Raw genomic sequence first — 23,713 nt, forward strand, 5'->3', positions numbered from 1 at the left:
AGTTTCTATAAAAATACGCGTTTCACTTTATCTTCCATTTCTTCTCCGTAGTTCACATTATCTTTAATATTTTCTAAAAGATATTCCAGTTCCTCATGCAGGCCAGCCAGTTCTATTGATTCGTCTCCCGCCTCTAAAACAACCGGAATTCTTTGTGCATGGGCCCGCTTCAGTTCCGGCCATACATGTTCCTTTATAATGACATATTCAAAAGAATCTGCTAATTCAAGTATGTATACAAAAGCAAAGTGGTCAGAATCAACAAGCATTTGACCTGACGGCTTGCGTTCCGCTTCATTTCCTTCTGCCTCACAGGCAAGGCGAAGCTGATCATCCGATAATATTGCGTTTAAGATTTCGATTCTGTTTTGCATAATGCTCTCCTTTTTCAAAAAAGTACAGATTCATTTTATCATATCAAGCTCAATATTGATAAACGTAACATCTAAAGAGATAATAGTAAAAATAAGATTTACAGGGCGGAAAGGAAGAACAATATGAGCCAAGAAATTGAAATAGAATTTAAAAACATGCTGACCCAACATGAATTTGAGAAAATAACTTCAGCACTCAAGCTGACAGAAAAAGATTTTACAGACCAAAACAATCACTATTTTGACACAGACAGCTTTTCGCTGAAACAAAAACACGCTGCGCTTCGAATCCGCAGAAAAAACGGTGAATATGTCCTGACATTAAAAGAACCTGCAGATGTGGGGCTTCTGGAAACGCACCAGCGGCTTTCAGAGATATCAGATCTTGCTGGCTTTTCAGTTCCCGAAGGCCCTGTGAAGGACCAGCTGCACAAGCTTGAGATTAACACAGACGCCATTCAATACTTTGGATCTTTAGCAACAAACCGTGCTGAAAAAGAAACAGAAAAAGGCTTAATAGTTTTAGACCACAGCCGATATTTAAATAAAGAGGACTTTGAAATCGAATTTGAGGCGGCAGACTGGCATGAGGGCCAACAAGCCTTTGAGAAGCTGCTTCAGCAATACAGCATTCCTCAGCGCGAAACCAAAAATAAAATTTTGCGTTTTTATGAAGAAAAACGAAAGTCTATATAAGGTGGAATGACATCGTGAACGTAACGAATTGGGCATCTTTACTTCAGCTTCAGGCATTACAGTCCATATCTAATGCGCGCAGCACAGGCACTCAAAATGATGCGGAAAGCCCGCTCTCAAGCTTCAGCTCTTTGCTCAGCCAATATACAAACGGACTAACGAATCAGCAATCACCAGCATCTTCTGCATCGTCAAACCCGCTCAGCCTGCTGAACAGCGCTTCTTCAACAGCGCCGTCACTGCTTTCAGCTTATGGGCTTCACTCATATACAAACAGCCATTCGGGTTATATCACAAAAGCGGCAGAGAGCACAGAAACAGCTGCTGCAGAATTATCTTCAAACAAACAAGAAACAAAACAGATCAGTTCGGGAGACTTCTCCATTGACAGCGCGATTAAAAAAGCCGCTGATAAATATGGTGTCGATGAAAAACTAATCCGTGCCGTCATCAAGCAGGAATCAGGCTTTAATACAAAAGCTGTCAGCGGAGCAGGGGCGCTTGGCTTAATGCAGCTGATGCCATCAACGGCAAGCTCACTTGGCGTTTCCAATCCACTGGATCCGCAGCAAAATGTGGAGGGCGGAACGAAATATTTAAAACAAATGCTGAATAAATACGACGGCAATGTGTCTATGGCATTAGCGGCTTACAACGCCGGACCGGGAAATGTTGACCGATACGGAGGCATTCCTCCCTTCAAAGAAACGCAAAACTATGTAAAAAAAATAACTTCAGCTTATTACGCGTAACCAGAGCGGCTCTTGCCCTCTGGTTTTTTTGCGAAGTGAAATCCTACGCATTCCTGATTTTTATGTGATATGATATGAAATACAAACCTCGGCTGTAAGCCGAAACTTGTTAACAAACGCATAAAAGGCAGTTTGTTTGTAGAAATGATGCCTTGTTGCTAAAATAAATCATAGATGAAATGATGTACTATATAAAATTACTTTTTGCAATAGGATTTATGATTCCTATTAGCCATATTTAAAGGAGTAGTCAACATGGGACAATCGTTTAACGCACCTTATGAAGCGATTGGAGAGGAACTTCTATCGCAACTTGTTGATACTTTTTATGAGCGTGTCGCGTCTCATCCTTTGCTGAAGCCGATTTTTCCGAGCGATTTAACAGAAACCGCCAGGAAACAGAAGCAATTTTTGACTCAGTATCTAGGCGGTCCTCCGCTTTATACTGAGGAACACGGCCACCCCATGCTCAGAGCAAGGCATCTTCCCTTTCCAATTACAAACGAGAGAGCTGATGCGTGGCTCAGCTGTATGAATGACGCAATGGACCATGTAGGGCTCGAGGGCGATATTCGTGAGTTTTTGTTTGGCCGGCTGGAATTGACCGCAAGGCATATGGTGAATCAAACGGAAGCGGAGGATCGATCATCTTGACAAACTTTCAGCATGAGCAATACTTCGCCCATTGTCACGGCCATCCAAAAAAACCGCTTGAAATTTATATGTTTGTAGACCCTTTATGTCCAGAATGCTGGTCCTTAGAGCCCGTCATGAAAAAGCTAAAAATCAGATACGGACGTTTTTTCACCTTACGCATTATCGCTTCAGCAAGCCTTACCGCGTTAAATAAGAAACGGAAAAAGCATCTTCTTGCAGAGGCTTGGGAAAAGATCGCGAGCCGCTCCGGCATGTCGTGTGACGGCAATGTCTGGCTCGAGCAAGACCACCCTCTTTCATCGCCTTATATGGCTGCTCTCGCTTTTAAAGCAGCCGAACTGCAAGGAAGAAAAGCCGGCATGCAATTTCTGAGAAATATGCAGGAGAGTCTGTTTGTTTCAAAGAAAAATATTACGAATGAAAACGTGCTTTTGGAAATTGCGGAAAAAACGAGTCTCGATCTTGAAGAATTCAAAAACGATCTACATTCTCAAAGCGCGGTCAAGGCGCTTCAATGCGACATGAAAATCGCCGCTGAGATGGATGTTTCCGTTAATCCGACACTGACGTTTTTCAATACGCAGCATGAGGACGAAGGACTTAAAGTACCCGGCAGCTATTCGTATAATGTATATGAAGAAATCTTATTTGAGATGCTTGGCGACGAGCCGAAGCCATCGGAAACACCGCCTCTGGAATGTTTTATTGAATATTTCCGCTTCGTTGCCTCAAAGGAGATTGCTCTGGTATATGACCTGAGCCTTGAAGAGGTGGAAAAAGAAATGAAAAAATTGGCGTTTGCTAAAAAGGTTGCCAAAGTGGAGGCCAAACACGGAATGTTTTGGAAGTCTCTCAGCACTTATTCTGATGAATATCAATCATGTGAAAAATAGCCGCAGGCGTATATATGCTTGAGGCTGTTTTTTTGCGCCCTTAACCAAACGTACGTTCTATTCATAACACTAAAGAAACCGCGCCGGGATAAGCGCGGTTTCATATGTCTTAACGACAACAAAGGGGATGGGAGAAATTTTTCACGGTCAAACAAAGGGGTAATGTTTGTTTGTGATCAATTTCACATCCTTATGATAACAAAAGATGTCGAACTTTGGCAACCTCTATGCTTAATGTTCATATTTTTGTCACAAAACATAACGGAGTACATTCACTCATATCCTAATAAGGAAAAAGGACGAGGAGGAACGCTATCATGTATACTGTTATCTCAATTGTGTGCATAGCCATTTTTTTCTGTTTGAATATACTAGGTATGATGCAGATGCTGCCGCTTTATATTACCTCTCCTCTGCTGTTTCTGTCTATTTTGTTTACCCTCTACCGCCTGAACCACCGTAAAACCTTTAAAGGGTTTTAAAAAAGCCTGTGCATATTTCTGCACAGGCTTCTTTTTTAAGACTGCTTGACTTTCATCAGCAGCTCTTCCATTTCATCAAGTTTTTCTTCAAACATTTTGCACGCAGCTTCGATTGGCTCTGGAGATGTCATATCAACGCCCGCTTTTTTCAGAACATCAATCGGGTATTGTGAGCTTCCCGCTTTCAGGAAGTCAATATAACGGTCAACCGCCGGCTTTCCTTCCTTCAAAATCTGGCTGCTTAACGCTTGGGCAGCGCTGTATCCCGTCGCGTACTGATACACATAGTAATTGTAATAGAAGTGCGGAATCCGCGACCATTCAAGGCCGATTTCCTTATCAATCACCATGCCGTCTCCGAAATACTTTTTATTCAGGTCGTAATAAACATTCGTCAGAAGCTCAGGGGTAAGCGGCTCCCCTTCTTGCGCCTTTGTATGGATCAGATGTTCAAATTCAGCAAACATCGTTTGTCTGAAGACCGTTCCTCTGAAGCCTTCAAGCATATGGTTGAGAATATATAAGCGCTGTTTTTCATCGTCTAAATTGTTCAGCAGATATTCGCCAAGAAGCGCTTCGTTTGTCGTAGATGCAACTTCCGCGACAAAGATGCTGTAATTGCCGTATGGATATGGCTGATGCTTTCTCGTATAGTAGCTGTGTACGGAATGGCCGAACTCGTGCACGAGCGTAAAGAGATTATTGACGTTATCATGCCAGTTCATCAAAATATACGGATTCGTTCCGTAAGATCCAGATGAATAAGCGCCATTGCGTTTGCCTTTATTTTCATAAATGTCGACCCAGCGGTTTTCCAGCCCTTCTTTTAAAATGGAGGCGTATTCTTCTCCTAAAGGCGCCAGACCTTTCAGCATGTAATCTTTTGCTTCCTCGTACGTGACCTTCATCCCCGCATCCTTCACAAGCGGTGTATACAGATCATAGATATGCACTTCATCAAGCTCAAGCACTTTCTTTCTCAGCGCGATATAACGGTGCAGGAGCGGCAAATGCTTATCAATCGTTTTGATGAGGTTGTCGTATACTTCCTCAGGAATACTGTTGTTAGAAAGCGCAGCTTCACGCGCTGACTTGTACTTCTTCACTCTCGCGTAGAAGTTGTCCTTTTTCACAGTGCCGCTTAGCGTCGTGGCCATTGTGTTTTTATATTGTCCGTATGTTTTATATACTGCGTCAAATGCATTTTTGCGGACTTCACGGTTTTCACTTTCTAAGAAATTAATAAAATTGCCGTGAGTAATCTGCTTTTCATTTCCCTCTTCATCTTTAATGGACGGAAATGTAATCTCGGCATTATTTAACACGCTGAACGTATTGGAAGATGAACCTAGTACATCAGAAGCTTCAGCAAGCAGCGCTTCTTCCTTCTCGCTCAGCACGTGCGGGCGTTCCTTTGTAATCTCCTCAATCGCATGGGAGTACAATTTCAGTTCTTCTTTTTCAAGAATAAACTGCTGCAGTTTGTCTTCTTCTATGGATAAAATTTCCGGAACCAAATAAGCTGTTGCGCTTGCGGCCTGTGTATACAGGTTTCCCGCCTTGTCATTCAGCCCCTGATAAAAGGAATTCCCGGTATCTTGGTCAGAGCGCATATGCGCATATGTGTACAGCCTGCCCAGCCGCTCCATCACTTTATCTTGAAACGTAAGAGCCTCGTATAAATGATCGGCTGAATCTGCCAGCTTCCCTTTATACTTAGATAAATTCGGAATTAATTCTTTTACAGCTTGAAATTCTTTATTCCAGGCCTCATCATTAGGAAAAATATCCTCTAGTCTCCATGTGTCTTCTGCCTTTACCTCACTTCTGTCAGGCAGTTGGTTTGCTTTTTTTTCCTCAGCCATGGTGATCCCCCTTGTTTTCTTTGATTCAAGCCAATTGAAAAAACCGCTGTTTCTCAATAAACTTGCGTTGTGAATATCTTCCGGTTTTTCACTGCCTTTTGTCAAATCATATGCAGTAATGAAGAGAACGAATGCCAAAAAAGCAATAAAAACTCGAAAAACCTTTCCTTTTGTGCCTCTCAAAGCCAGCCCACCACCTTTTGTCTTAGGGTGAGCCAAATGAGACAAACTCATTCTATAAAACAGCTGCGGTCTCTTTCTAAGAGTTCCTGTAATGAGCGTCCGCCCTCTGCAGGCTGATTCAGCATATATACTTCTTTCTGAGTCTCCCTTAAAAATCCCTTCTTGCACAAAAAATCAATGTACTGTTTAACGGCTTCAGAAAGACAATCTTCGCTGCATTCGTATCTGAGCGCAATGTTCTGTTTATGAATGTGCAGTTTGCACTGCTGTAAAACGGCTGAAAAGCGAATTGGCGCGCGTTTATGCCCTAGATCTGTTATAAACAGATAAAGAAACCCCTGCCACACAAAAACAGGACTTCTAAAAACGGCCCCTTTTGTAACAGGGACAAACACTTCAGTCGGAAGAAAAGAAAGGGGCGTCTGCCGTTTCTCATAAAACAGCAGCCTGAGGCGATTTGTTTCTTTTGAGATGAAGCGATGGGGTTTATGGCGAAAACGATGAATAGCCTTCATCCAGTTGTCATAACGCAATGAGGATTTAGATTCAGCAAAAAAGAGATCTCCTGCAGATGCCTGGTGGATAGGAATAGTTTGTACGGAGCAAAAAGAATGGTTGGTGTAAAACGGTATACTAGAGCTGAGCTGGTGAAAAAAGCGTGTTTCGGGGCAATAAAATAAAAGCTCGCGGTGAGGATGGTCATGAATAAACTGCCAATGGAAAGCGGTTAGCTGATAAAAGGATGGCGATGTTCTTTTTAAGCGGCTGCCTCCAACAATCCACTGCGGAATGATCCCTGCTTGTTTGAAGCCCTCTGTCCGCTTTTGAAAGACATCTTGAGCAAGAGTGGCACATTGATACTCAACAGCAAGCATGCGCCTCTTGATCTTTGCCATGATGTCGGGTCGTTGATTGATGTTCTTAAGATACGGTTCTAATACTGGAGATGCCTGTTGCGTTTTCAGCCATACATATAGCTGTCTTTTTCCTTCTAAGTGGTAGGCGCTTTCCGGTTCTGCTTCTATCGAACAGGACTTGTTCTGTTTATGAGCGAAATGCGGCGCTTTTTGAAGTCCAAGCTTTACATCAAGCTCTCCCCCGCATACCGGGCAGAAGAATCGTCCCCGCTTTAATTTCTGGCTTCGCTGAGCGCCTAGAAGGTGAAACATTTGGCCATCTTCAGTCACAGCACTAAACAATTGTCATCTCTCCTTTCCAGATGAGGTATACTTTCTGGAAATATTGACCTACTCCTGCTCGCTGTCTGTTTCACACGTATGCCAGTTTTTCGATTTCACATCTCAAAAATGGCATATCAGCGCATAAAAAAACCGATTTCTGAAAAGAAATCGGTTTTTTATGATGCAAAGTGTTTTTTTATCGTTTCTAGAGCATGCTCTGAAATAATCAGCTTGCCGTATTCTTCAAGACGGTGTATGCTGATTGAGGATTCAGTTGCGTACTCCAACAGGATGCTTAGCTGATTTTCAACCTCTTCATCAGTCATATTGCCAAAATCCACATATAAATAATATCGGTTCTCAAACGAATATAAAGTCGTTTTGCTTCCGTTAACGTTTAATTTAGATAGAGAAATAACATCCTCAAAATCGCCAAACCGCAAGACAAATTGAAGCTTTTGCTCCTTCTCTTCCTGATTGACGTCTTGCTCTTCTTTCTGGAAATCATCCAGCAAGGCGTCCAGATCTTCAGATGCTGGTTCTTGCTTTTTATCCTCAGGAATCGGCAGTTCGAGCTTTTGTCCGTCTTTGGAAAGCTGGGCTTTTGTGACGATAATTTCCAATCCTTTGTCCAGTGCCTGCACTTGAATCCAAAGAGGGCCTTCCACAGCGAATTCCTCTTCCTCATGAACTTCATCCATGACTTCCCAGAAAAGTTCTTCACTGCGCTCACGGTTATACCAAATTTCTTCTCTGTCAAAACCGCGATCTTCAATATCTCCGTAAGACATATAAAATTTTACTGTATGCTCGTTAATTCTTTCAATTTCCATTTGCCAACCTTCCCTTCTATATAAGATGTTGAAGGGACATCTAAGCTCCCGATTAATAGTACTTTACTACACTTTACCCATTCCGTCCACATCTTAACCTTGAAGCAAGGCCAGTGTGAATTCCTTTGTCTTTCTATTTTATGATAAAACCGCCGCAAAAGAAATAAAAATGCACCTTTGCCCAAAAAACGGCATATCTGCGGCTGATATCATAAAATACAACCCGTCTCATATAGTAGTAGTACAAGCGATGGAACGAAAGCGAGGTGCCGATTCATGGAGCATGACTATCTGATTTCTCTGCTTGTCATTGTGGGGATCGACCTGATCCTGGGCGGAGATAATGCGGTCGTCATTGCTATGGCCAGCAGAAATTTGCCGGACAAGCAAAGACAGCAAGCCATTCTTCTCGGAACATTTATCGCCGTTGCCATGAGAATCGGATTAACAAGCGCAGCGGTATATCTTTTGAACATTCCTTTCTTGCAGTGCGCCGGCGGCATTTTCCTGCTGTATTTAGGATATCAGCTGCTGATTGAAAAAAAAGACACGCAGCACATCAAAAGCAGCACCTCCCTGTGGAGAGCGATACGAACGATTGTGCTTGCAGATCTCTTTATGTCGCTGGACAACGTCATAGCAGTTGCAGGAGCGTCACACGGTGAATTTTCTCTCGTGATCATAGGTTTGTGTGTATCGGTGCCGGTTATTATTTGGGGCAGCAAACTCATCCACATTGCACTTGAGAAAATACCGCTCCTGATTTACGCGGGAAGCGGGCTGCTTGCTTATACAGGCGGAGAAATGATTGTCAGGGACAAAAAGCTGTCCTTTTTTATGGCGCAGCACGGGGCAATCGAAACGCTCCTCCCCATTTTAACGGTCGCGTTTGTCATTCTTGCGAGTATTTATTATCAGCAGGTTGAAAAATAAAAGAAGGCTGATGACTCAGCCTTCTTTTGATGATATGATCTATTAGTTTGCCAAACGCTGCGCTTCTCTTAATTGGAAAGAGCGGACTTTTCTTGGCAGAAAACGTCTGATTTCATCTTCATTGTATCCGACTTGCAAACGTTTTTCGTCAATGATGATCGGACGGCGAAGCAAACCTGGGTGCTCGTTGATCAAGCTGTACAAATCTTGCAGCGGCATAGATTCAACGTTCACATTCAGTTTTTGGAATACTTTTGAACGGGTGGAGATGATTTCATCTGTTCCGTCCTCAGTCATTCGCAGAATTTGTTTTATTTCATCAATTGATAAAGGTTCAGAGAAAATGTTTCTTTCTTCAAATGGAATATCGTGCTCCTCCAGCCACGCTCTCGCCTTTCTGCATGAAGTACAGCTTGGTGATGTATATAGTGTAACCATTCATCTTCACTCCTCTAATTAGTAGGATGAACATCTATTTTATTCTTAAATTGAAATTACTCTAAAAAAGGAATCTTTATAGGTATTATACTATAAAAAAGTAAGTGTGAACAGTATCCTAAGAAAAAAATGTGTCAATCCAGCAAATTTTTAATTTCAATGATATGTTCTGATTCTCAATTAGTCTAACTGATCGAAAATATTTTTTTGTTTTTCTTCATCAATGAGTTCCAGGACCTCATCCGTTTTTTCGTATGATTCCCCGTACCATTTCTCATCTTTATAAGTATGAATGTTTTCATATGTCTGTTTCATGGCTTCAAGAATTTCTTCTTCTGATTCTGTTTTCGGTGACCAGTACAGAATCTCCATCTTGTTTACTTCATTCGTAGCCAACGACCGGCGCCGGTACCCAATTGACTGAGCATGGTTGAAATGCTCTCTTTGATAAAATCTCAGGCGTTTTTCTGTATCAGCATCATCTTCATCCACAGGCTCCACCTCAAGCAATATCGGCTTATTTTTCTTTTTCAGCTTCGCGATCAATTTGCCGCCAAGCCCCTGCCCTCTTGCATCCTTAGACACATACAGATAATCAACGAAGATAAAAGAATCGAATTCCGCAAACATTAAGATATGATGTTTGCCTTCATCTTTATGATAAACATCGCTCCGCTCTTTCAAAAGAGCTTCCATATGCGCTTTTGATTTCATTTCTTCAATTGGAAAGTACTCGCTAAGCTTTTCATACCAGTTCATTGATTTGCTCCTTATGAGTTCATTGTCTTCATACTTTTAGATATACCCCATTTCTTCTTGTTTAAACAGCTTTACATCTATAAAGACGTACGAACTTCCGCCTTGGTTTCATTTTTTTTCAGCCAGGTGCTCGGTTCATGGTGAAGGGTATGCAAAAAGGTCTCATGGAGTGCGGGTTTCTCTCTTATAATGAAGCAGCCGGGGCTGCGCCAATGCGATAAAAAAGGTCATGCCATATAGTGCGGCAGCTGTGATAAAAACCGTTTTCGCACCAGCCGCATCAGCCATGAGCCCCATAATGGAGTAGGTGACGCCTGACCAAGGAGTCAAAATCGCATTTTTGGCAGCCATGATCCCGATACGCTTCTGTTCCGGGATGACCTCCTGCAGCACGGTTTCCTGGCCAATATCACGCACCTGATAAAAAGGCCCCATTGCAGCACAAGCGAGAGCGCATAAAAACGGGATGGGAGAAAATGAGAACAAAAGGGTCAGCACCGACATGACTAGCGAGCTGAACATAATGGCAAACCCCATTTTCCGCTCAAAAAAAGCAGAAAAGCGAATGGCAATCACGCTGCCCACAATGGCACCTATAAAATAAGAAGCGTTAAACATCCCCCACCACACCTCTGTTTCATGCAAAACAGCCGCAGTAAATGCGAGGAGAATAGCAGATGACCAAACAGAACCCGCCAAAGCTTCTATTATGTCCATTAGAGTAATGTCTCTTACAATAGGAATGACCATTACATCCTTCCATATACTTCTGGCAGATGCTGATTCAGCTGTGCCATTAGCCGCTTCTTCATTTACTTGTAGCAAACAAATCGAAGCCCCCGAAAGAACAAACAGGCAAATAGCTGCACCGACAACGAGTTCAAAAGGTACGGCATACGTCAGAAGGCCTCCCAGCCCCCAGCCTGCTGTTAGAAACAACTGGTTTGAGAGGGAGATCACGCCATTCGCTTTCACATATTGCTCTTTTGGCACGATCATCGGCAGCAGCGCAAATCTTGCCGGCTGAAAAAAGGCGCCCGCGAAAGAAAAAAAGAACACAAACAGCAGCGTTATCCAAAAGAAAACCTGCCCGTGATGACTGACGCTAAAAGCCATCAGTATCGCAAAGACCGCTCTCAGCAGATTTGCGCCCGCAAGCACCTTTTTAAAACCGAGATTGCGAAGCACCGCAGAGATGCAAAAGCTTGCTGCTATACTCGCAAACGACATGAACGATAAAACAAGGCCCGCCAAAAAGACGGAATCGGTCATTTGATAGACCCGGACCATTAAAACGATTGTGACAAGGACTCCTGCTAAAGATTGAAGAGATTGAGACAGCAGCAGCGCAAAAACATTTTTGTTATGCAGAAATTGAATCGTATTTCGCCTCCGCTTTTTCCTCTAATTGTAAATGTTATGATTCTCACTTTCTATGATTGCGCAAAAAATCCTTCAAGAGATTTCTCTTGAAGGATTGATGAATCATGAATACGTTTTAAATTCCGCTTCCGTGCACATCACAAAATGTCCCGGTTTAACTTCACGGAATTCCATCGTTTCCCCATCTTTTAATTGATGGACAGACGGATCGTATTTCTGGCGGGCGCGATTTCTCTCGTAATCCGGATCGGGAAGCGGAATCGCCGAAAGCAATGACTTTGTATATGGGTGAAGCGGATTTTCATAAAGCTCATCTGCCGGCGCAAGCTCAACAAGTTTGCCGAAATACATCACTCCGATGCGGTCGCTGATGTATTTGACCATCGATAAATCGTGGGCAATAAACAGATATGTGAGCCCTTTTTCTTTTTGCAGTTCTTTCATTAAATTCACGACCTGCGCCTGAATGGATACATCCAAAGCAGAAATCGGCTCATCCGCGATAATAAATTCCGGATCAACGGCAAGAGCTCTGGCAATCCCGATTCTTTGGCGCTGGCCGCCGGAAAATTCATGAGGGTAGCGGTTTGCGTGCTCCTTGTTTAATCCGACTGTTTCCAAGAGCTCGTGAACCCGCTCCATCCGCTCTTTTTTCGTTTTCGCCAGCTTATGAATATCGAGGCCTTCAGCAATAATATCAGCAACTGTCATTCTCGGATTCAGGGATGCATATGGGTCTTGGAAAATCATCTGCATTTTGCGGTTGAATTCCAGCAGCTTTTTCCGTGATTTTTTCCCGTGCACATTTTCGCCATTAAACAGCACCTCGCCATCGGTTGCCTCGTACAGCCGGATAATACTTCGGCCTGTTGTCGATTTACCGCAGCCAGATTCACCAACCAGCCCTAACGTTTCACCTTTATAGATATCAAATGACAAATCGTCTACAGCCTTAACCGTTCCTTTTGGCGTGACAAAGTGCTGTTTTAAATGATTGATTTCTAATAGTTTCTCAGTCAATTTATTCACCTTCTCTCACTAAGACAGGTTTTTCATACGTATTTGCCAGCTTACGCATTTTCGCTTTTACCGCTTCAGGCGGCTCTACCTTTGGCGCGTCGGGATGAAGCAGCCAAGATTTGACATAATGAGTATCGGACACCTTAAACATTGGCGGCTCCTGTTCAAAATCGATTTTCATCGCGTAAGAGCTCCGCAGCGCAAAAGCATCTCCTTTTGGAGGGTTTGTTAAATCAGGCGGCGTGCCCGGGATTGCAGTCAGCTGTTCTTCTCCTGAACTATCCAGTGTTGGCATAGATGCAAGAAGCCCCCACGTATACGGATGTCTCGGATCGTAGAAAATCTCGTCGACCGTACCGGTTTCTACAATCTGTCCCGCATACATGACAGCGACCCGGTCAGCAACGTTGGCCACAACACCAAGATCGTGTGTGATAAAGATGATGGATGTGTCAATTTTCTCTTGCAAATCCTTCATCAATTCGAGAATTTGCGCTTGTATCGTTACATCAAGAGCGGTTGTCGGCTCATCGGCGATCAGAAGCTTCGGATTCGCCGCAAGGGCCATGGCAATGACAACCCGCTGTCTCATTCCGCCTGAAAATTCGTGCGGAAATTGATTGACCCGTTTTTCCGGCATCGGGATACCGACTAACTCCAGCAGTTCGATTGCGCGTTTTTTCGCCGCTTCCTTGGAAATCTTATCGTGTTTAAACAGCACTTCGGTAATTTGTTTGCCAACTTTCATCGTCGGATTTAAAGAGGTCATCGGATCCTGGAATATCATCCCGATATCTTTTCCACGGACATTCTGCATCTCTTTTTCGGAAAGCGGCACCAGATCCTTTCCGTCAAACAAGATCTCACCGCGCTTAAAATAACCCGGAGGCATTGGAATCAGCTTCATGATCGCTTGAGAGGTCACACTTTTTCCGGAACCTGATTCTCCGACGATAGCCAGTGTCTCTCCCTTATTCAGATGGAAATTCACCCCGCGGATCGCCTGAACCTCTCCGCCATATGTTTTAAATGAAATCGCTAAATCTTTTACTTCTAATAGGCGTGTCACCCGTATCACTCCCTTATTTACGTAACTTAGGATCCAATGCGTCTCTTAATCCGTCGCCGACCACGTTAAAGCCAAACATCGTAATGCAGATGAAACCGGCAGGGAAGAATAAACGCCACGGATAATAGGTCAATGCAGGCAATCCGTCAGAAGCCATCGTTCCCCAGCTTGCCAGCGGAGCCGGAACACCAAGTCCCAAATAGCTTAAAAAGGCTTCTGTAAAAATCGCAGTCGGAACTGTCAATGTCATCGTAACCAAAATGGAACCCATCGCGTTTGGCACGATATGTTTAAACAGCAGACGGGATGTTTTTGCGCCGAGTGTCTGTGAAGCAAGCACATACTCCTGATTTTTCAGCTGGAGCACTTGACCGCGTACGATTCTGGCCATATTAATCCAGCCCGTAATGGTCATGGCAATAATAATGGTTAACAGCCCTTTCGGCAGAACAACCATCAGTAAGATGACCATTAATAATGAAGGAACTGCCCAAAGGATATCGGCGATACGCATCATAATTTCATCCGTTCTGCCTCCGCGGAAGCCTGAAATGCTTCCCCAAATCACGCCGATCAGCAAATCAAGAACAGCGGCCGCTACACCGATAAAGATCGAGATTCGCGCACCTACCCATGTACGGACGAAAATGTCCCGTCCAAGGTCATCTGTTCCGAACCAATGGTCTTTTGAAGGCGGCTTATCCGCATTTAAGAGATTAGTAGTCGAATAATCATACTTTGAGAACAGCGGCGCAAAAATCGCCATAAGGATAATGAGAACAATAATGATAAGCCCGACCATTGCAAGCTTATTGCTGCGGAAGCGAAGCATCGCATCTTTCCAGAGGGAAAGGCTCTTTTTACTGATTTTTTCTGCATCGCCGGCATTCGCTGCGGCTGGTTCAAACAGGTTTTTCGGAATGTTTTGCATGGCCTAGGCTCCTTTCTTTGCTTTGGAAAGCTTGATTCTTGGATCAATAATGCCGTATAGCACATCCACAATTAATACACACAATAGCAAGATGACACTGAAGAATACCGTTACACCCATAATGACTGTATAATCGCGGTTTGTAATACTGTTTACGAAGTGTGACCCCAGCCCTGGGATCCCAAAAATCGTTTCAATAATAAAGCTCCCCGTTAAGACCTGCGCGGCCATCGGGCCCATGTATGTAACGACTGGCAAAAGCGCGTTTCGGATGGCGTGCCGCACTGTAACTGCTGGACGGGACAGCCCTTTTGCTTTCGCTGTGCGAATATAATCACTGTTTAACACTTCAATCATGCTTGAACGGGAAAGTCTGGCAATAAACGCCATCGGCATGGAAGCAAGTGCGATTGAAGGCAAAAAGGTGTATGCCCAGGACTCCCAGCCCGCAACAGGAAACAGATCAAGCTTCATGGAGAACACATATTGCAGAACAGCCGCCATGATAAAGCTCGGAACTGAGATACCGAATATCGTTAAAATCGCGACGGTATAATCCTGCCACTTATTATGGTAAAGAGCTGCTATGACCCCAAACAATACACCAAACGCTAAAGCGAGGAGAATAGCCTCTGCTCCGAGAGTGAATGAAACGGGGAAACCTGAACTGATCAGGTCGTTAACACTCTGACCTTTATATTTAAATGACGGTCCGAAATCCCACATTGCAACTGATTTCAAATAACTGGCGTATTGTACAAACAGCGGCTTGTCCAAACCGTAATGCGCATTTAAGTTTGCTTCAATTTCAGGCGGAAGCTTTTTCTCACCTGAAAATGGCCCGCCCGGTGCTGCCTGCATTAAGAAGAATGTCACAGTTACAATCACAAATAATGTGATAATCATATAGACTAAGCGTCTTCCGATATATTTTAGCAAGGGGGAACACCTCCATGGTTTTTACATTTTTATACTCTTTCAGTAAGAAAGGTATATGGGAAATAGGTCCCCATATACCTTGAGGTTATTGTTTTCACAAATAAGACTTATTGAAAGTACGCGTTTCTGAAATAAATTTCTCCGGTTCCAGTAAGGATGGTTCCTTTCAGATTTTCGTCTTGCACCCAAGGAATCGTATAAAAATAAACTGGCGCAACCGGCATTTCATCAATGAAAATACCTTCTGCTTTTTTCAGCAGCTCTGCACGTTTTGTTGGATCTGTTTCAGTTTGTGACTGATTCAGAAGCTTTTTGAATTCTGGATTTTCCCAGCCAGTATCGTTATTGCCTCCGTCTTTGTCACGGAACAATTCAAGGAAGTTAATAGGATCATTGAAGTCGCCGAGCCAGCCCATACGGCCGATTTGATAATCTTGGGTATGAAGCTTATCAATATATACATTCCATTCTGAGTTATCAAGCTCAACATTCACGCCTAAATCTTTCTTCCACATTTCTTGTACGGCTTGAGCGATTTTCGCATGCGCGTCATCAGTGTTATAAGACAATTTGATTTTCGGCAGGTCAGATGCCTTGCTTAAGCCCATTTCTTTCAGGCCTTTTTCAAGGTATTCTTTTGCCGTTTTGACATCGTTGTCTTTGAAGTAGCCTTCTTTGTTATCTTCAAACCCCTTCATTGTCGGCGGCACCGCAGCCATTGCCGGGATTTGTTCACCTTGTGTAATGTTTTTAACAATTGATTGGCGGTTAATCGCATAAGATAATGCTTTACGGATATTGACGTTGTCTAACGGCTTCGCTTCAGTATTGAATTTGTACCAATACACACCTGCCATCGGCTCAACATGTAAAGAACCATCTTTTTTCAAAGTAGGGAGCGATTCAGTCGGAAGCTGTCCGAGCGGCAAACCAGCCCAATCAAGTTCACCAGCTTGGAATTTTTTCAGTTCTGTATTGTTATTGTTGATCATAACCATTTTAATTTTCTTCAGTTTGACTTTGTCTTGTTCCCAATACTGGTCATTTTTCTCAAGAGTAATAGATCCGCTGTGTTTCCATGCCGTCATTTTGAACGGCCCGTTTGAAACATAATTTTCTCCGGCATTTGTGTTCCACTTATCATTTTTCTCTGCAATTTTCTTGTTGATCGGCATATACGTATAGAACGCCGTTAATTCAGTGAAATATGGAGTTGGGTTATTTAATTCAACCTTCAGCGTTTTGTCATTTACAGCTTTTACTGCCACATCATCAAGACTGCCTTTGCCGGTATTCGCCGCTTCAGCACCTTTTATGTAGTAAAGCTGGTAAGCATATTGTGATTCGTTATTAGGATTAAGCGCCCATTTCCAAGCATATTCAAAATCTTGTGCTGTTACAGGGTCACCATTAGACCATTTCACGCCATCACGAATAGTGAACGTATATGTCTTTCCATCTTTGCTCGTTTCAATTTTAGAAGCCATGCCTTCTTCAGGCTCTCCTTCTGCATTGATGCGTGTCAATCCTTCAAAAGTCTGACGGATGACACCGCCTGATACTGAATCATTTGCCAATCCCGGATGTAAGGAGAACGGCTCAGTTTTAATATTAATGTTAAGTGTCGTCTTTCCTTTACTGTCCTTTTTTCCTTCACCGTTTGATCCGCTGCCGCCAAAGCCGCAAGCGCTCAGCACGAGAGTGAAAATGAGCATCAACGTGACAATCGACCAACGTTTTTTCATATTCGCAAACCCCCTAATATAATTTTTTCAGCTCATTACGGCTAAATCCTCAGAAATATCAGACAAATGAACCTGTGTTTCCATAACTTTTATTCTGTTCCGTCTTTTCTGATTATTTTTGTAAAAAAGCTGTAACAATAGAGTGAACAAGTTCATTATAATGAAACAAATAATTTATTGCAATATTATTTTATCAATTTAAAATATTTGAACTTCGTTAGTTTTTCTTCCACGAACATAATATCCTTCTACCATTTAAAGCATAAATTGATTAAAAACTATTTAATCATTTTTCTTCCCATATTGCTTTTTACATATAATATCTAGCTGTTTTCACGCTGATAGCAGTTATCATTTAGGGATTTGCCTGCGCGTCCGTGATTTTTATATCATTACCATGTTACTGGGAAAAGAATGTTTTTTCATGATGACAATTGGTTATAATTGATTTATAATGAAGCAATCAAAAGAAAAGCGTGCTATGAAAAAGAGTAGTACACATTTCACCTGTTTGAAGAGAGTCTGCGGTGCTGGGAGCAGATAACGGGCAATGTGGAATGGACTTTGGAGCAGCTGACCGAATCCTAAAAAGTAGGCTCAGCCGGAGCAGTCTCCGTTAAAAACGTCAGAGTGATTCCATTTTAATGGAATAATCAGGGTGGCACCACGGTTCATTCGTCCCTTTTTTTACAGGGGAAGAATGAGCCTTTTTATTATGTTTTAAGAAATGAGGTAGATGTTTTCATGAAACAAACGATTTTTTCAGGTATTCAGCCAAGCGGATCTGTTACGCTCGGCAACTATATCGGTGCAATGAAGCAATTTGTCGAACTGCAAAATGATTATAACAGCTATTTTTGCATCGTGGATCAGCATGCGATCACCGTGCCTCAAGACCGGATTCAGCTCAGAAAGAATATCCGCAGTCTGGCGGCGCTATACTTAGCTGTCGGGCTTAATCCAGAAAAAGCAACATTGTTTATTCAATCAGAGGTTCCCGCGCATGCGCAGGCCGGATGGATGATGCAGTGTGTCGCGTATATCGGCGAGCTTGAACGGATGACTCAATTTAAAGACAAGTCCAAAGGCAATGAAGCTGTCGTCTCCGGCCTGCTAACGTACCCGCCGCTGATGGCCGCCGATATTCTGCTGTATGGAACGGATCTTGTGCCTGTCGGCGAGGATCAAAAGCAGCATCTTGAGCTGACGCGGAATCTCGCAGAACGCTTCAACAAAAAATATAACGACATCTTTACGGTTCCGGAAGTGAAAATTCCAAAAGTCGGCGCACGCATCATGTCTCTGAATGATCCGCTGAAGAAAATGAGCAAATCCGATCCGAACCAGAAATCTTATATTACCTTGCTGGATGAACCAAAGCTTCTTGAAAAGAAAATCAAAAGCGCTGTGACAGATTCTGAGGGCATTGTGACATTTGATAAGGAAAATAAACCGGGCGTTTCCAACCTTCTTACAATTTATTCAATCCTCGGCAATACGACGATTCAAGAGCTTGAAGCTAAGTACGAAGGGAAAGGCTACGGCGAGTTTAAAGGGGATTTGGCAGAAGTCGTGGTTAACGCATTAAAATCGATTCAGGATCGCTATCATGAACTGATTGAATCTGATGAATTAGACCGTATTCTTGATGAAGGCGCGGAACGTGCGAACCGGACAGCGAACAAAATGCTGAAAAAAATGGAGAACGCCATGGGTCTTGGCCGAAAAAGACGCTAATTCAAAAAACCGCTCTTGGCAAAGAGCGGTTTTTCAGATTGTAGACAAAGTCCTAAAACGGTTTTCGTTTTAGGACTTTGTCGTCTTTTCAGCGTGATTGAAAACCCTTGAAGTCTAGGAAGGGCGAGCATCGGAGCACAGCGAATGTAGGAATTCGTGAGCACCGACGCGCAGGCCTGACAACGAATGCGAGGGTTTGTCGACACGCTGAACCACTCTTGGCAATGAGCAGTTTTTTTCAGTTTACCTTTGATTCGTTTTCCATTTCCCATAGCTTTTCGAAAAAAGGCTGTCCTTTTATCAGGTTTTCGCAAAAAGCTAAATGCTTGTCCGACCAGCCTTCAATTGTTTCGTTATACAGCATGTCCCAAATCTCTTCAAAGCTCATCCGTTTGATTTGTTCATACATATGCGGGTTCCATTCTGTGTACCAGTAGCCGATTTCAGCGCGGTTTTCCAGCCCTTTTAATTGGTCCAGCGCCATAAACATCAACTGCTTGATTTGCCGTTCTTTTCTTGTCAGCCCTCTGACGTGCTCTGGTGCTAATGATAAAATATGATATTCTTTGGAGGATTCGAGCTTCTTTGGCTCAAATTCATATGTTTCAGGCTCTACATCTTTTACCATTTCATAAACGAGCTGCTCCTGCCTTGGGATCAGACGGCTTTTTCTGACAGGGATCGTGTAGCCGATTGTGTCAACAGCCAAAATGCCGATTCCGTCTGTTACGACAAAACAATACTCAAGCTTTGTCCGCTCATGATTTTTCCGAATGTACGATTTCTGATGTATATCTTCAAGTAAATCTTTAGGAAGCTCAGATAAATCGTTTTCTATGTAATGAAACAGTACCGACGGCACCCTTAACAGCGGCACCTGATCCAAAAGCTCAACCGTATCTTCCTTGCGCCATTCGTGAAAGTGGCAAACATTGTAGCCATTTTCTTCCCCTTCAAACCAATTGACCCACACATCATGAAGAAATAACATCTCTAACCCCTCACTTTTATAAAAACTGTTGTCCACAGTATAGGCAAGGGACAGAGAAATTATTCCAAAGAAGTTGAGGAAATCTGGAATCGCTGGGTTAATATCAGAATCACAAAAAGCAGATCTCTTTGTAGATTTTCTGACAAAAAGAGACCTGCTTTTCTTCTATTTTCGTTACATTTTGTAACAAATATTGTTTTCATTTTTATTTAATATTTTTTGGATCCAATGCATCTCGCAGGCCATCACCGACAAAGTTGAAGCATAAAACGGTCATTAAAATAAATAGCCCGGGAAATAATGGGTACCACCATGCCTGAATCATCACTGTGAAATTTTGTGCGTCTTGAAGCATATTTCCCCAGCTTGCGATTGGCGGCTGAATCCCGAAGCCTAAGTAGCTCAGCGCTGACTCAGCGAGAATAACTGAACCTACCTTTAATGTTGCTGACACAATAATCGGTCCTAACGCATTGGGGAGAATATGTGAAAAGATAATTTTGTGAGTCTTCGTTCCGATTGTTTTAGCAGCCAGAACGTATTCCCTTGAACGAAGCGATAGAAACTCTCCTCTTACCAATCGTGCCGTTGTTGTCCAGCCGGTGAGACAGAAAATTAAAATCAGTTTGTCCACACCGGGCTTGAAGATGGTAACTAGCGTGATCAGCAAGAAGATATCAGGAATGGATAATACAATGTCGACCAGACGCATAATGACAGCATCGACTATTCCTCTGAAATATCCCGCTAACGCCCCTAAAACCGTTCCGATCAAAATCGAACCGACTACTGACGCAAAACCAACCAATAAAGAGACACGCGCCCCATACAAGATTCGGCTGAAAATATCTCGGCCGAATTTATCTGTTCCCATCAGATGTTCAAGGCCCGGCGCCTTATATTTATCAAGCAGGCTTTGCTGCTCTTGGGGATAAGGCGCAATTAAAGGAGCGAAAACAGCCGACATAATAATGATAAACAGAATGACGGCACCTAGAATGGCCAGTTTGTTTTTCGAGAATTTTTCCCAGAAAATCTTGGTCATCGTCTCTGGTTTTTTCGAAATATTTTCTTTCAGCCTGATCTCCGGCGAGGGAGTTGTTTGCAGCTCTGACATCTCTGTTTCCCTCCTTTTAATATTCGATCCGCGGATCAACAATCGCGTAAAGGATGTCTGCAATGAGGTTTCCGACAACGACAAGAACCGCCGAGATCACAGTCATTGCCATGATAACCGGATAATCGCGCTGGAATGCCGAATCGACAAACAGCTTTCCTAGCCCCGGCCAAGTGAAAATCTGCTCTACGACAACCGCTCCGCCGATAAAGGAGGGAATCATTAAACCGAAGATCGTAATAACAGGCAATAGCGCATTCCGCAAGCCATGCTTAAACAATACTCGATTCTCTTTGAAACCTTTTGATCTGGCAGTCCGGATATAGTCTTGGTTTAAAACATCGATCATATTGGATCTTGTATACCTCGTTAAGCCTGCCATATCAGCTGTCGCCAGCACAAAAGCGGGTAAAAGCAAATGATGAATCCGGTCTACATAACTAAAATCCGCATTAAGCGTTGCAACTCCCCCGGTCGGGAACCAGCCGAGATTCACGGCAAACACCATAATTAAAATCAGTCCGAACCAAAAATTCGGGATCGCCAAACCGATAAATGAAGTAAACGTAATACCGTAGTCCAGCTTCGAATAAGGTTTTTTTGCAGAAATGACTCCGAATGGGATGGAAATGATCAGCGCCAATATCGTTGACACCAGCATCAAGAGGAGTGTGTTGGGCAGCCGTGCTAAAATCAGTTCTGAAACAGGCGTCCCTTTTCTGATGATGGACGTGCCGAAATCCCCTTGAACCATATTGCCGAGCCATTTTAAATATTGAACGTACTCAGGATCGTTGAGGCCGTATTTTTCAATAAACTGCGCCCTGTCTGCCTGGCTGATCGTCGGGTCCATCATAAGCGTCATCGGGTCTCCTGGAGCGGCTTTCATAATAACGAAAGACAAAATTGTAATTCCCAATAAAATAGGAATCGAAGATAGCGTTCTTCGAATGATATATGTAACCATATTCTTGTCCCCTTCGTTGTTCTTTTTCAAAATTAAAGGGGAAGGAAACGCGCTCCCTCCCCTGCAAGGGAAATTTATTGGGCAAGCCACCATTTTTCAATTTGGTACAGCTCGCGTTTCGGATGATACACATAACCCTCTAAATTAGCCGGCATCGCCATATGGTTGTTCGGATAATAAAGGAAGGTGTACGGCTGGTCTTCAGCAAGCTTTTGATAAATTTTTTCATAGGCTTTAGAATATTCCTTACGGTCACTGATTGATTTTGCATCTTTGAGAAGCTTATCAACTTCAGGGTTTTTGTACCACATATTATTCAAGCCGTTTTTAGACTGGCTTGAATGGAAGATATCGTAATGATCCGGGAACGTGGACAAACTCCACCCTAAAACCATTGCGTCATAGTCCCAGTTAGGGGCACTTGTCTGTTCGACTAACGCGCTCCATTCCACGATTTGCGGCGTTACTTTAATACCGACTTTCTTCAGCTGTTCTTGGACAACAACTGCAATGTCTTCACGGACTTTGTTCCCTTGGTTCGTTTTCAGTGTAAACTCGAATTTTTTACCGTCTTTATCTAAGAAACCGTCACCGTCAGTATCTTCCCAGCCGGCTTCTTTCAGCAACTTCTTCGCTTTTTTCACATTGTATTCAAATTTAGGAACCTCTACATCTTTCGGGTAATTCCATGAAGCAGGGCTTTCAGGAATGTAAGCGACCTCACCGTCCCCATCCAATACGGTTTGCACCATTGTTTCACGGTCTAAAGCTGTCGTAAGCGCCTGGCGAACTTTTTTGTCTTTAAACAGCTCGTTTTTCTCATTCCAGCCGATATACGCGTAGCTCAGCGCCAAATCTGTAACGACTTTGACATTATTAAACGATTCCGCTGTCTTATAGTCCGTTGAAGGCACGTTAAAGAAATCGATATCTCCCGCTTGAAGCTGGGCAACCGCAGCATTGGCGTCAGGAATGATTTTATACGTGACACTGTCTAAATACGGACGGCCGTCATAGTAGTCATCATTAGCAACAAGCTTGACGTATTGCCCGTCTTTCCATTCCTTAAATTTGAAAGGACCCGAGCCGATTGGATTTTTTCTATTAAAGTCATTATCCTCAAGCTCTGCAACCGGTACATCTTTTAAAATGTGCTCCGGCAGAATTCCGTAGCTGTCTAACGTGTTGTTATAGAAGTTAGGGTCTTTGTACTTCAGTGTAAATAAAACCTCGTAATCTCCCTTTTTCTCTACCGATTTCAGCATTTCAAAGTTCGAGCCGCGCTCTCCTTTGTAATCCTTGTTCAATGGAATGTTGTACGTAAAGACCACATCATCGGCAGTAAGCTCTTCTCCGTCATGGAACTTAACACCTTTTTTGATTTTCACATCATATTTCAGTCCGCCATCCAGCTCTTTCACACTTTCGGCCAGTGACATTTTGACATTTAAGTTTTCATCTGTTTTTGTTAAAAAGCTGTAAATCATTTGTTCAATATCTGTGCTCGATTCATCAGTTGAATATAGTGAGTTGAAAAGTGTTGGCGCTCCGATTGAACCAACAACCAAATCCCCGCCTTGCTGCGGTTTTCCGTTTGATTTTTTCTCACTGCTGTTGCTCGATTTTGATCCCGAGCAGGCCGATAAAAAGATGGCCAGAACCATCAATACACTTAGCATCATCAGTGCGGTTTTCCGTCTTTTCATTCAATATTCCCCCTCTTGAAATGTTCGTTCTTCTCAGCTGTTGTTTATGTAGTGTGCATACC

The 23,713-nt window shown here is 43.1% G+C and carries 24 protein-coding genes and 1 other annotated feature; of the genes, 7 read left to right on the forward strand and 17 right to left on the reverse strand.

Annotated features, from left to right (window positions below; genetic code table 11):
- Positions 1–5: 5 nt before the first annotated feature.
- Positions 6–374, reverse strand: a complete 369-nt coding sequence (locus JMN17_RS14715; RefSeq protein ID WP_087993425.1) for a UPF0738 family protein — start codon at positions 372–374, stop codon at positions 6–8.
- A 123-nt stretch (positions 375–497) separates the two neighbouring features.
- Between JMN17_RS14715 and JMN17_RS14720 the strand changes: the two genes are divergently transcribed.
- The 5 genes from JMN17_RS14720 to JMN17_RS14740 all read left to right on the forward strand — a co-directional run bounded on the left by JMN17_RS14720 (position 498) and on the right by JMN17_RS14740 (position 3,854).
- On the forward strand, positions 498–1,070 hold the full coding sequence (locus JMN17_RS14720; protein ID WP_087993426.1) for a CYTH domain-containing protein: 573 nt from the start codon (positions 498–500) through the stop codon (positions 1,068–1,070).
- A gap of 14 nt (positions 1,071–1,084) precedes the next feature.
- On the forward strand, positions 1,085–1,822 hold the full coding sequence (locus tag JMN17_RS14725; RefSeq protein ID WP_250621914.1) for a lytic transglycosylase domain-containing protein: 738 nt from the start codon (positions 1,085–1,087) through the stop codon (positions 1,820–1,822).
- A 255-nt stretch (positions 1,823–2,077) separates the two neighbouring features.
- Positions 2,078–2,476, forward strand: coding sequence for a globin domain-containing protein (locus tag JMN17_RS14730; RefSeq protein WP_003239269.1), 399 nt, complete (start codon positions 2,078–2,080; stop codon positions 2,474–2,476).
- A complete protein-coding gene (spxH, locus tag JMN17_RS14735; RefSeq protein WP_087993427.1) occupies positions 2,473–3,372 on the forward strand; it encodes a protease adaptor protein SpxH in 900 nt (299 codons plus the stop codon). Before JMN17_RS14730 ends, spxH begins: the two co-directional genes overlap by 4 nt.
- Before the next feature lie 314 nt (positions 3,373–3,686).
- Positions 3,687–3,854, forward strand: a complete 168-nt coding sequence (locus JMN17_RS14740) for a hypothetical protein (RefSeq protein ID WP_087993428.1) — start codon at positions 3,687–3,689, stop codon at positions 3,852–3,854.
- 35 nt (positions 3,855–3,889) lie between these two features.
- On the opposite strand, the gene pepF is transcribed toward JMN17_RS14740, so the two are convergent.
- The 4 genes from pepF to JMN17_RS14760 form a co-directional block, all read right to left on the reverse strand.
- The gene (gene pepF / locus JMN17_RS14745) at positions 3,890–5,719 is read right to left on the reverse strand and encodes an oligoendopeptidase F (RefSeq protein ID WP_202328445.1); all 1,830 of its coding nucleotides are present in this window, start codon (positions 5,717–5,719) and stop codon (positions 3,890–3,892) included.
- A gap of 230 nt (positions 5,720–5,949) precedes the next feature.
- Complete coding sequence (locus tag JMN17_RS14750; RefSeq protein ID WP_202328446.1) at positions 5,950–7,101, reverse strand: competence protein CoiA family protein; 1,152 nt, start codon at positions 7,099–7,101, stop codon at positions 5,950–5,952.
- Positions 7,102–7,259: 158 nt separating this feature from the next.
- A complete protein-coding gene (mecA, locus tag JMN17_RS14755) occupies positions 7,260–7,916 on the reverse strand; it encodes an adaptor protein MecA (RefSeq protein WP_087993430.1) in 657 nt (218 codons plus the stop codon).
- Positions 7,883–8,008: a hypothetical protein gene (locus JMN17_RS14760; protein ID WP_120698858.1), complete on the reverse strand. Its 126-nt coding sequence runs from the start codon at positions 8,006–8,008 to the stop codon at positions 7,883–7,885. Before JMN17_RS14760 ends, mecA begins: the two co-directional genes overlap by 34 nt.
- Before the next feature lie 184 nt (positions 8,009–8,192).
- On the opposite strand from JMN17_RS14760, the gene JMN17_RS14765 reads away from it, so the two are divergent.
- Positions 8,193–8,849, forward strand: a complete 657-nt coding sequence (locus JMN17_RS14765; protein ID WP_087993431.1) for a TerC family protein — start codon at positions 8,193–8,195, stop codon at positions 8,847–8,849.
- Positions 8,850–8,891: 42 nt separating this feature from the next.
- On the opposite strand, the gene spx is transcribed toward JMN17_RS14765, so the two are convergent.
- The 8 genes from spx to oppA form a co-directional block, all read right to left on the reverse strand.
- Positions 8,892–9,287, reverse strand: a complete 396-nt coding sequence (gene spx, locus JMN17_RS14770) for a transcriptional regulator Spx (protein WP_087993432.1) — start codon at positions 9,285–9,287, stop codon at positions 8,892–8,894.
- A gap of 180 nt (positions 9,288–9,467) precedes the next feature.
- Positions 9,468–10,046: a GNAT family N-acetyltransferase gene (locus JMN17_RS14775; RefSeq protein ID WP_087993433.1), complete on the reverse strand. Its 579-nt coding sequence runs from the start codon at positions 10,044–10,046 to the stop codon at positions 9,468–9,470.
- A 162-nt stretch (positions 10,047–10,208) separates the two neighbouring features.
- Positions 10,209–11,426: an MFS transporter gene (locus JMN17_RS14780; RefSeq protein WP_202328535.1), complete on the reverse strand. Its 1,218-nt coding sequence runs from the start codon at positions 11,424–11,426 to the stop codon at positions 10,209–10,211.
- A gap of 105 nt (positions 11,427–11,531) precedes the next feature.
- The gene (gene oppF, locus JMN17_RS14785; RefSeq protein WP_087993435.1) at positions 11,532–12,449 is read right to left on the reverse strand and encodes an oligopeptide ABC transporter ATP-binding protein OppF; all 918 of its coding nucleotides are present in this window, start codon (positions 12,447–12,449) and stop codon (positions 11,532–11,534) included.
- A 1-nt stretch (position 12,450) separates the two neighbouring features.
- Positions 12,451–13,527, reverse strand: a complete 1,077-nt coding sequence (gene oppD / locus JMN17_RS14790) for an oligopeptide ABC transporter ATP-binding protein OppD (RefSeq protein WP_087993436.1) — start codon at positions 13,525–13,527, stop codon at positions 12,451–12,453.
- 4 nt (positions 13,528–13,531) lie between these two features.
- The gene (gene oppC, locus JMN17_RS14795; RefSeq protein WP_087993437.1) at positions 13,532–14,449 is read right to left on the reverse strand and encodes an oligopeptide ABC transporter permease OppC; all 918 of its coding nucleotides are present in this window, start codon (positions 14,447–14,449) and stop codon (positions 13,532–13,534) included.
- A 3-nt stretch (positions 14,450–14,452) separates the two neighbouring features.
- Positions 14,453–15,388, reverse strand: coding sequence for an oligopeptide ABC transporter permease OppB (gene oppB / locus JMN17_RS14800; RefSeq protein ID WP_087993438.1), 936 nt, complete (start codon positions 15,386–15,388; stop codon positions 14,453–14,455).
- A 107-nt stretch (positions 15,389–15,495) separates the two neighbouring features.
- Positions 15,496–17,133 carry an oligopeptide ABC transporter substrate-binding protein OppA gene (oppA, locus tag JMN17_RS14805; protein ID WP_202328447.1) on the reverse strand — a complete coding sequence of 546 codons (1,638 nt, stop codon included), beginning with the start codon at positions 17,131–17,133 and terminating at the stop codon, positions 15,496–15,498.
- A 472-nt stretch (positions 17,134–17,605) separates the two neighbouring features.
- Positions 17,606–17,819, forward strand: a binding site (T-box leader).
- 58 nt (positions 17,820–17,877) lie between these two features.
- Between oppA and trpS the strand changes: the two genes are divergently transcribed.
- A complete protein-coding gene (gene trpS / locus JMN17_RS14810; RefSeq protein ID WP_202328448.1) occupies positions 17,878–18,870 on the forward strand; it encodes a tryptophan--tRNA ligase in 993 nt (330 codons plus the stop codon).
- A gap of 238 nt (positions 18,871–19,108) precedes the next feature.
- Here the strand turns inward: trpS and JMN17_RS14815 are convergent, their stop codons facing one another.
- From JMN17_RS14815 to JMN17_RS14830, 4 genes are all read right to left on the reverse strand, one after another.
- Positions 19,109–19,861, reverse strand: a complete 753-nt coding sequence (locus JMN17_RS14815; protein ID WP_087993441.1) for a YjbA family protein — start codon at positions 19,859–19,861, stop codon at positions 19,109–19,111.
- A gap of 205 nt (positions 19,862–20,066) precedes the next feature.
- Positions 20,067–20,978 (reverse strand): oligopeptide ABC transporter permease AppC, encoded by a 912-nt coding sequence (gene appC / locus JMN17_RS14820; protein ID WP_087993442.1) that lies wholly within the window; start codon positions 20,976–20,978, stop codon positions 20,067–20,069.
- 16 nt (positions 20,979–20,994) lie between these two features.
- Positions 20,995–21,945, reverse strand: a complete 951-nt coding sequence (locus JMN17_RS14825; protein ID WP_087993443.1) for an ABC transporter permease — start codon at positions 21,943–21,945, stop codon at positions 20,995–20,997.
- A gap of 74 nt (positions 21,946–22,019) precedes the next feature.
- Positions 22,020–23,651 (reverse strand): peptide-binding protein, encoded by a 1,632-nt coding sequence (locus tag JMN17_RS14830; RefSeq protein WP_202328449.1) that lies wholly within the window; start codon positions 23,649–23,651, stop codon positions 22,020–22,022.
- Between the last annotated feature and the right edge of the window lie 62 nt (positions 23,652–23,713).

The sequence above is a fragment of the Bacillus sp. RHFS10 genome (assembly GCF_016757475.1).
GTDB classification, from domain to species: Bacteria; Bacillota; Bacilli; order Bacillales; family Bacillaceae; genus Bacillus; species Bacillus subtilis_G.

What these genes read in the sequence shown, in the direction of transcription:
- oppA (WP_202328447.1), bottom strand. Translation starts at nt 17,133, where the DNA reads ATGAAAAAACGTTGGTCGATTGTCACGTTGATGCTCATTTTCACTCTC.
- appC (WP_087993442.1), bottom strand. Translation starts at nt 20,978, where the DNA reads ATGTCAGAGCTGCAAACAACTCCCTCGCCGGAGATCAGGCTGAAAGAA.
- trpS (WP_202328448.1), top strand. Translation starts at nt 17,878, where the DNA reads ATGAAACAAACGATTTTTTCAGGTATTCAGCCAAGCGGATCTGTTACG.
- JMN17_RS14830 (WP_202328449.1), bottom strand. Translation starts at nt 23,651, where the DNA reads ATGAAAAGACGGAAAACCGCACTGATGATGCTAAGTGTATTGATGGTT.
- JMN17_RS14825 (WP_087993443.1), bottom strand. Translation starts at nt 21,945, where the DNA reads ATGGTTACATATATCATTCGAAGAACGCTATCTTCGATTCCTATTTTA.
- JMN17_RS14765 (WP_087993431.1), top strand. Translation starts at nt 8,193, where the DNA reads ATGGAGCATGACTATCTGATTTCTCTGCTTGTCATTGTGGGGATCGAC.
- JMN17_RS14815 (WP_087993441.1), bottom strand. Translation starts at nt 19,861, where the DNA reads ATGTTATTTCTTCATGATGTGTGGGTCAATTGGTTTGAAGGGGAAGAA.
- JMN17_RS14730 (WP_003239269.1), top strand. Translation starts at nt 2,078, where the DNA reads ATGGGACAATCGTTTAACGCACCTTATGAAGCGATTGGAGAGGAACTT.
- spx (WP_087993432.1), bottom strand. Translation starts at nt 9,287, where the DNA reads ATGGTTACACTATATACATCACCAAGCTGTACTTCATGCAGAAAGGCG.
- mecA (WP_087993430.1), bottom strand. Translation starts at nt 7,916, where the DNA reads ATGGAAATTGAAAGAATTAACGAGCATACAGTAAAATTTTATATGTCT.
- JMN17_RS14720 (WP_087993426.1), top strand. Translation starts at nt 498, where the DNA reads ATGAGCCAAGAAATTGAAATAGAATTTAAAAACATGCTGACCCAACAT.
- JMN17_RS14760 (WP_120698858.1), bottom strand. Translation starts at nt 8,008, where the DNA reads ATGTGGACGGAATGGGTAAAGTGTAGTAAAGTACTATTAATCGGGAGC.
- oppC (WP_087993437.1), bottom strand. Translation starts at nt 14,449, where the DNA reads ATGCAAAACATTCCGAAAAACCTGTTTGAACCAGCCGCAGCGAATGCC.
- JMN17_RS14775 (WP_087993433.1), bottom strand. Translation starts at nt 10,046, where the DNA reads ATGAACTGGTATGAAAAGCTTAGCGAGTACTTTCCAATTGAAGAAATG.
- pepF (WP_202328445.1), bottom strand. Translation starts at nt 5,719, where the DNA reads ATGGCTGAGGAAAAAAAAGCAAACCAACTGCCTGACAGAAGTGAGGTA.
- JMN17_RS14715 (WP_087993425.1), bottom strand. Translation starts at nt 374, where the DNA reads ATGCAAAACAGAATCGAAATCTTAAACGCAATATTATCGGATGATCAG.